Below are 8074 nucleotides of genomic sequence, written 5' to 3' on the forward strand. Positions count from 1 at the left end.
AATATCTCAAACAGGATGCTCCTGAAATACAAAGATCTTCTCATAACCAACTCCCTTCTTTGTAAAACCATAATAATAGGCAGCGATTTCACTCGCTGCCTAAATTCCCATTAAACCGATATCCTACACCTCGTACTGTTTGTATATATAATGGTTGTCCAGGATCATCTTCTATTTTTTCTCTGATATTGCAGATATGTCGCATAACCACATTATAATCACCGGAATAAGGTTCATTCCATACCAGATCATAAACCATTTCTTTTCCAAATATTCTACCTGGACTTTTCGCTAAAAAAAGTAAAATATCATATTCATATTTTGAAAGATGAACATCACTATCATTCTTTTTAACAATTCGTTCCTGTAGATATATTTTTAATTCTCCAAACCTTATAATTTCCGGTATGAATTGGTTTTTATGTTCCCAGCTAGTCAATATGTTTTCACTTATGCTTCCATTAGCATCTGTGATTCTCTCAATAATTTCTATCTTTTTCACCTTTATTGCCTCTACATTATTAATTTTATATTCTATATATCATCTGCCATTTGACTTTTTTCTTCTACAAGTAATATAATATATTTATTACATATGTAGGATTTAGCAGGAGGATTTTATTATGTCACTACCCCAGATTTCAGAAGCCGAATTTGAAGTTATGAAAATTGTATGGAAATATGCTCCCATCAATACAAATGAAATTACAGAAAAACTTACTCTAACTACCAGCTGGAGTCCAAAAACAATTCAAACTCTTATCAAGAGACTTGTTTCCAAAAAAGCTCTTTCCTGCGAAAAACAAAGCCGGGTATTTGTCTATACTCCATTAGTCCAAGAAGATGAATATATACGCCAGGAAAGCAATTCTTTTTTAAAGCGATATTATAATGGAAATCTTTCTTCTATGCTGGCTTCTTACCTTGAAGACGATAAGCTCTCTTCAACAGAAATTGATAACTTACGCCATTTATTATCAAAACATCAGAAATAGGAGGTTTTGAATGAGCAACTGGATCATCCACTTTTTAATCAGTAATATCTTCATATGTATTTTTACACTTGTAATAATCGGAACAAAAAAACTTCTGAAAAAATATTTATCTGCGACTACACAGTACCATCTCTGTTTTCTTTTATTTTTATTACTTGCCGTGCCATTTTTTCCTGTACAGATTCATGGCTCACAACTTTTTTCATGGTTACATTTTTTTCAAACTGACTCAGGACTTAACTCTGGTACCGACACGCTATCCGAACTTACCAGTAATACACAAAATATTTTGTTAAACCAGGTGAATGATTTTTCAGTTTCCATCAGTAGTCAATTTTCTGGAGGCTTGAATACCATACTCTTTCTAATATGGATAACGGGTGTTATGATTATGTCAGTCCTCACCCTTCATTCATTAAACTATGTACGTTCCATAAAAAGATCTGCTCTCCCGCTTCAAAATCAGCAGGTAAAAACTATTTATTACAATTGTTTAAAGGAACTTAAAATCTCTCACCCAGTATCAGTCTACAGTACTGCATTTTTAAAATCACCAGTTTTAATCGGAATAATACATCCCAGAATTTACATTCCCATCCATTTAATTTCCGAACTGAATCCTGATGATATGCGTTTTATGCTGCTACACGAATTACAGCATTACCGTCACAAAGATACATTTATTGGCTTCCTCATGGTCATAAGTAATATACTCTACTGGTTTAACCCTTTTGTTTGGTACACTTTAAAAGAAATTCTCTGTGACCGTGAAATAGCCTGTGATTCTGCTGTATTGCAGATGATTTCTGCTGATGAATACCAAGCTTATGGAACTACACTGATTAATTTTGCAGAAAAAATATCCTCTTTTTCCTCTCCACTGGCAGTTGGAATGTCCGGAAATTTCAGGCAGATGAAACGACGTATTCTCAACATCGCCGTTTTTAGGAAAGAAACTCTTTATCAAAAAATGAGAGCATTGATAATTTATCTGGTCATTAGTGCTGTTTTTATTGGATGTACACCCATTTTATCCATTGATGCCTCTACTCAAAACGTATATCATTTTAGTGATACAGACAAAAATATCTCCCTGTTAGATATATCCGAAACATTTGGAACATATGATGGATCATTTGTTTTGTATGACAATAATTTGGATTCCTGGAAAATATACGATCTTGAAGAAGCCACCAAACGTATTCCGCCAGAGTCTACCTACAAAATATACGATGCATTATTAGGGTTGGAATCCGGAATCATCACACCAGAACACTCTTCCATGACATGGAATGGTGATGCCTTTCCTTTTCCATCCTGGGAAGCTGATCAGGATTTAAACTCTGCTATGCAAAATTCCGTTAACTGGTATTTCCAGGCAATTGATTCGCAGCTCGGAATTAACAGAGTCCAGGAATTTTTGAATAAAATAGAATATGGAAACCAAACAACCAGTTCAAATCTGGATTTATACTGGTCCGATTTTTCATTAAAAATCTCGCCTTTAGAGCAAGTAACATTATTAAAAAAATTTAACACAAATGAATTCCATCTAAATTTCCAAAATGTATTTTCTGTTAAAAATGCTATAAAAATTGCCAGTACACCTAATGGTAATTTCTACGGAAAAACTGGAACCGGTCGTGTCAACGGACAGGATATCAACGGCTGGTTTATCGGATATGTAGAAACTTCCGATAACAGCTATTATTTTGCAACCAATATCCAAAGTGATTCTAATGCAACTGGCAAAAAAGCATTTGAAATCACTTCTGATATCTTAAAAAAATTACATATATGGAATTAACAAATATGAAAGGGCTGATAGTTGTTATCAGTTCTTTCTTTTTATTCTATATTGATATTTGGGAACTTCTTTCGTACCATTATTCAGAATTTTATTCCCCATATATTTAAAACTCTTATCATCGTTGAACTTAACAGTCAGCTCACTTGTAATAACGGCATCATTACATATAAATGTATCACATACAGCATCAACAACCAACACACTGTTTCCCTCTCCGCTATCTCTTATTTCAACGACCTCCGGTAAAGATGTTCCAAAATGAGTAGGGCTATAATTTAAACAGCCTAATCGTTCCCAGTCATAAGTTTGATGTTCCGAATCAAATACTGCCCATTTTTTAATTTGATCTGCTGTTATCGGCCAAAACTCCATTATCAGATTTTCAAACTCTTCTGCCGGAATTCCACTTGAGTTACCTGAAAACTCATATCTCTCCCCGTATTTCATTCGATATAAATATTCATATAAACCATTATAATCTAACCCTTCCATATCAGATCTATCCCAATCAGAACATAAAAGATTATTCCCCTGATATCCAAGCAAATACACACACCTCTTTGAAACTTCCCTGCATTCATCACTTAAAGGTTTAATTCTTATCATAGAACTGCCATCAACCGCTTCTGATACTTCCGGATACTTTGGAACGCATAGCGTATAACCAAACCAGCCTTTTTCTGTATATTTCCATTCTTCTATCCTTGTATACGAAACATATACAATAGATGGATTGTCGTTCATACCCCAAACAGCTTTCACAGCCAGCAAATACATATCTGTCCCATCATAATTGAATTTGAGTCTTTCTATCCCACCATCCCTGTTAATCCTATATAAGACGATATCTCCTGGCAGATCCTGTTCTGCCCTGAAAAGAAATTCTTCCATTTTAGAATAATTAGCCATATTTGAATACGGCGCTGATGTAATAACAGGGACATTTTTTTCCTTTAATACTTCCTGCATTTTTTCCATTACTGTCTCAGAAACTACTACATTCGATGAAGTTCCTTTATCCGCCTTTTGATAAATGGCTTTCATCTGATTCATAACATTCTTACAATCTTCAATAGCTTCTTCTTTCACGACTTCATCTACTGGCAAATCATATCCTCTTTCTTGTACAGCATAATTCGCAGTTTCCTGTGAAATATATTCTAAATCAGCCCCTTTACATTTTGTATTTCCTATGAAAAAGCATCCCAAAATAAATAAAACACTCACCATCTTTTTCAGTTTTCTTTTTGTACTCATATCAATTATCTCCATAACATTCCTCCCACTTTTCGTCTGATAATCTTTCCGTATACCAGGTAACCTCTATTTCTGACCTTGATACATAATTGGATACATATTGAAATCTATCTTTATCTAACAGCCGAATGGTTACGCTATGACAAAACGCCTGATCTAATTCTTTTTGTGGCCATACCGCATTTACTTCCAGTGTTATTGTTCCATCTTGATTTTCTATGTAGGAAACAACTTCCGGATATGGAATATATGGTGTGGGAGCAAAATCATATACGATTCCTCTGGTTCGATACCGATATGTCTGTGTTTCCGTGTGAAATACCGTTCCTGTCTGCAGTATCTCTGCGCTTATATTAAAATATTTTTGAAATATCGCTTCAAATGATTCTTTTGGGATTTCATAAGTCTTTCCTTCCTTAAATTCATCAGTTTTTTCTTCCATTGAAAGTAAACGGTCAAAAACATCATAAAAATTTATTCCATCATAATTTTTTTCACTCCAATTAGAAGTAAACAATTTATTAAGTGTATATCCAAAAGGAAGTATATATTTTCGATTCAGCTCCCTGCATTTTTTATTTAACGGCACTACCCGAAAGGCCCGATATCCAGACGGTCCATCATATCCAGCCGGATGATATTCTTCCATAAAGAAATACCCGTTTTCTGTATATTTCCATGAATTAACTCTAAACTCATGATAATATGTTTCCTGCCAAGTGTCCTCTTTCCATTTAAAAGAGCTTACTTCAACGTCTATTTTCCCCTGTTTGGTTTTCAGATCATACCGGATAAAATGATCCCCTGCTATAACTTGAAATATAGTAGTTTTTCCATTCTTCTCTTTTTCTGCTTTTTTCAAAAAATCATCTACTTTAATACTTTGAACCATATCCAGCTGATTGTAGGAATCAATTACTGCATATCCATATTTTCCAAAATAATCCATACTTTTTTGTATTGTACTCAGCTCATATAGTGCATTTTCTTTCACAGCATTCTCATATATGCTCTGATAGCCTTCTGCTAGCATTTCACACTCTCTGTAAATTTTTTCTTTCGTATCTTCAATTGTCTTTTTCTGCTCTTTCTTTATGCCACATCCACTACAGACAGCAAGAAAAATAACTCCCACAAATATTTTCCAAATTTTTTTCATATCATTTTCCTCTTACATTTGTAATATTTAAAGGTAAAAATTATTCATTACCAAGATATTCATCCAGTATCGCCTTATCCTTTTCCACCACATAACCGCTTCCTCCAATATCTTTCACATTCTCTACCATACTGATGAGCAAAATAGGATTCTTTGTATCTCTATCTGTAGTAAAAACTGTAAACCAGCCAATTTCTGTTCCAGATGTATCTTCTTTTGTAGCTTTCAGTTCCGCTGTTCCGGTTTTTCCTGCTAATCTAATGTCTTCCCGGCATGCTCCATAACCAGTTCCTTCCGGGTTATTCACTACACCCTCTAACCCCTCCATAACCTCCGAAACAATTTGTGGTGAAAAAGCATCTTTTATCCAGATTTCACTGGAAGTGCTTCCACCATCCGCGTGAAGATATGGCTTTATCATATTTCCATCATTTAGAAAAGCCGTATAAATGCTTGCAAGATGCAAAGGATTTACCAGAATCTGTCCCTGTCCATACCCACTGTCAGCAAGCTGGATTTCTGTTTCTATCTTGTCCATATTAGAATATTGGGACTCTGACATTTTAATATCAAATGGAAGTTCCTGATTAAATCCTATTTGATTTAGAGACTGCATCAGTTGATCCGCACCAATTTTTAATGCTGCTTTTGCAAAATAAATATTATCTGAATAAATAAGCGCATTTTTCAAGATCACAGGTTCATAATCATGAAGTGTAGTCACTGTATAATCTCCCCACGAGGAATCTTTCTGCCACGCCAGACCCTCATTTCCAAAATCGTCATTTGCAGTAAATGCCCCCACTTTTAATCCAATTGCAGCAATTACAGGTTTAAAAGTTGAGCCAGGACACCATGTCTGGCGAAAGCGGTTGTATAAAGGCCTGTCTTCATTTTCATTTAATGCACTCCACTGGCTGTTGTCCATTCCACGTACAAAATCATTATTATCATAAGATGGCGTACTTACCAACGCCAATACTTCCCCTGTATAAGGATTCAAAGCTACAGAACATCCTCTGTCTTCTTTAAATTGTTCATAAAGAGTACTTTGAAGATCACCATCAATCGTAGTATGGATATCTTCTCCATCTTTTCTAGGCTCATATGCAATAACACTTTTTTTATTTCCATTTGCATCTACAATACAGATTTCACACCCATCTGTTCCTTTTAGTTCTTTTTCATAAAGCGTTTCCAGTCCAGTCTTTCCAATCACACTGTTTGTACGATACCCTTCCCCTTTATGTTCCTGCAAATCTTCGGCTGTAACCGCCTGTACATACCCTACCAGATGAGAGGTAGCTTCTTTTAGATAATAAGTTCGTACTTTTACATCAGATAACATAATACCTGGAATCTTCAATAATGTGTCCTGCTTTTCTTTTTCTTCCAGAACAGTTTTATCCGGATTCACTGTCAGAAGATCGACCTCTTGTATTTTAGGAATTGTTGCTACTGGTACAAAAGAATCTGCTTTTACCCAACCGGCTTCTAACTTATCCTCAATTTCGTCTGCTCCAATTCCAAGATACTCTGCCAGTTTTTTTATTGTATCTTCTCTGTTCTCCATCCTGCCCGGAACAATTCCTACCGAAGATGCAGTTCCCTCTCCAGCCAACTGACGACCATTTCTGTCTAAAATATCTCCTCTCTTTGCCTCTTCTGACGTTACCTGAACTTTATCCGTTGCAGATAACTCTGGAAAAATCAACTGATCCTGCCAGATTAAATGATATCCTGTCCAATCATGTGAAAATACCGCATCGTTGGTAAATTCTACATTTCCTGCAGCAGTCTGCATATTTGTTGTATAGGAAACTGCCGCATTTCCGTTTTCTTGTCTTTTTACTGTAATATCGGTTATGGACAGATCAGACATCTCAATGCCTTCATATATTTTAGAATTTCGTTCTATAAATTCTTCCTTACTGTTCATGCTGCTTTTTTTCTGATCCAGCATGGCATACATTTGCTCATATTCCCCTTTTTCAATATATTTCATATATTCCATTAGTCTTTTTTCAGGAACATTACAATTCATTATTGTTACAATACCGATTCCACCACCAATCAATATACCGCTAAATAAAACTATTTTTGTAATAATCTTCGTGTGTTTTTTTCTTTTCTTTTTTCTCATATAGTTTTATTTCTCCTTTTTTCATATTTTCTTAAATATTACACTTGTAATATTTAAACGTCAAGCTTTTTCTTAGGTTTATATATGTAGACAAGAGAAAAGATTTGCATAAAAAAGAAAGGGCATCTCAAAGCCTTCTTTGATAAAGAACTTTACGACACTCTGAGGTAATGGTTTCTCCGGATGTTTCCCAAACGCTATAATCACTCTCCAGAAGAACCAAAAACGATTTTTAATTTTCTCTCAGAAAAAAAAGAACTACTCTAAATCTGCTGATCTTTGAAATAACCCTGCTCGTTTCTTATAATCACAAACATATTCAGACAACACATTCTTTGCTGGCAGATTATTATAGCAGAAAACGCAACAAATCCCTTTATTAACTTTTGTTCCATATATTTCCTGTACCAATCCTATTGTTTCATCATCTGAACAAAAGCTCTTCGGAATCTCCCTACAATCCCTGATAATAACGCAAATCTGTTTACTATGTCCTCTCTGTTAGTATACAAGCCAGCTAATCTCTTTATTATAGTATCTAAATACTTCTTCCCAATTCCACTACTCAAAATTTCTTCAGTCACTATTTCTGCAGATGTGTTTTTATATCAGCCAGAGTTCCCCTGGCTGAATTCTTCCAATATATACCTGTTAACACTTCTCAAATTTAAAAATTGTCTCTGCTGAATATAACAAGATGTTCACACATA

At 34.8% G+C, this 8074-nt stretch carries 6 protein-coding genes; 2 read left to right on the forward strand and 4 right to left on the reverse strand.

What is annotated here, in order from left to right; translation table 11 throughout:
• Positions 1 to 88: 88 nt before the first annotated feature.
• Positions 89 to 502, reverse strand: coding sequence for a response regulator transcription factor (locus DW694_RS16575; protein WP_019162151.1), 414 nt, complete (start codon positions 500 to 502; stop codon positions 89 to 91).
• A gap of 118 nt (positions 503 to 620) precedes the next feature.
• On the opposite strand from DW694_RS16575, the gene DW694_RS16580 reads away from it, so the two are divergent.
• Together DW694_RS16580 and DW694_RS16585 are read left to right on the forward strand one after the other, a co-directional pair.
• Positions 621 to 995, forward strand: coding sequence for a BlaI/MecI/CopY family transcriptional regulator (locus tag DW694_RS16580; protein ID WP_026077000.1), 375 nt, complete (start codon positions 621 to 623; stop codon positions 993 to 995).
• A gap of 10 nt (positions 996 to 1005) precedes the next feature.
• On the forward strand, positions 1006 to 2802 hold the full coding sequence (locus tag DW694_RS16585; protein WP_015541271.1) for a BlaR1 family beta-lactam sensor/signal transducer: 1797 nt from the start codon (positions 1006 to 1008) through the stop codon (positions 2800 to 2802).
• A gap of 27 nt (positions 2803 to 2829) precedes the next feature.
• On the opposite strand, the gene DW694_RS16590 is transcribed toward DW694_RS16585, so the two are convergent.
• From DW694_RS16590 to DW694_RS16600, 3 genes are read right to left on the reverse strand one after another with little or no spacing between them, the layout of a single operon-like run.
• The gene (locus tag DW694_RS16590; protein ID WP_118753346.1) at positions 2830 to 4077 is read right to left on the reverse strand and encodes a DUF6070 family protein; all 1248 of its coding nucleotides are present in this window, start codon (positions 4075 to 4077) and stop codon (positions 2830 to 2832) included.
• Positions 4064 to 5221 carry a DUF6070 family protein gene (locus DW694_RS16595; protein ID WP_021650352.1) on the reverse strand — a complete coding sequence of 386 codons (1158 nt, stop codon included), beginning with the start codon at positions 5219 to 5221 and terminating at the stop codon, positions 4064 to 4066. Before DW694_RS16595 ends, DW694_RS16590 begins: the two co-directional genes overlap by 14 nt.
• 40 nt (positions 5222 to 5261) lie before the next feature.
• Positions 5262 to 7364 carry a penicillin-binding transpeptidase domain-containing protein gene (locus DW694_RS16600; RefSeq protein ID WP_021650351.1) on the reverse strand — a complete coding sequence of 701 codons (2103 nt, stop codon included), beginning with the start codon at positions 7362 to 7364 and terminating at the stop codon, positions 5262 to 5264.
• Positions 7365 to 8074: the final 710 nt, after the last annotated feature.

The sequence above is a fragment of the Ruminococcus sp. AM26-12LB genome, from assembly GCF_003480785.1.
Lineage (GTDB): Bacteria > Bacillota > Clostridia > Lachnospirales > Lachnospiraceae > Blautia_A > Blautia_A fusiformis.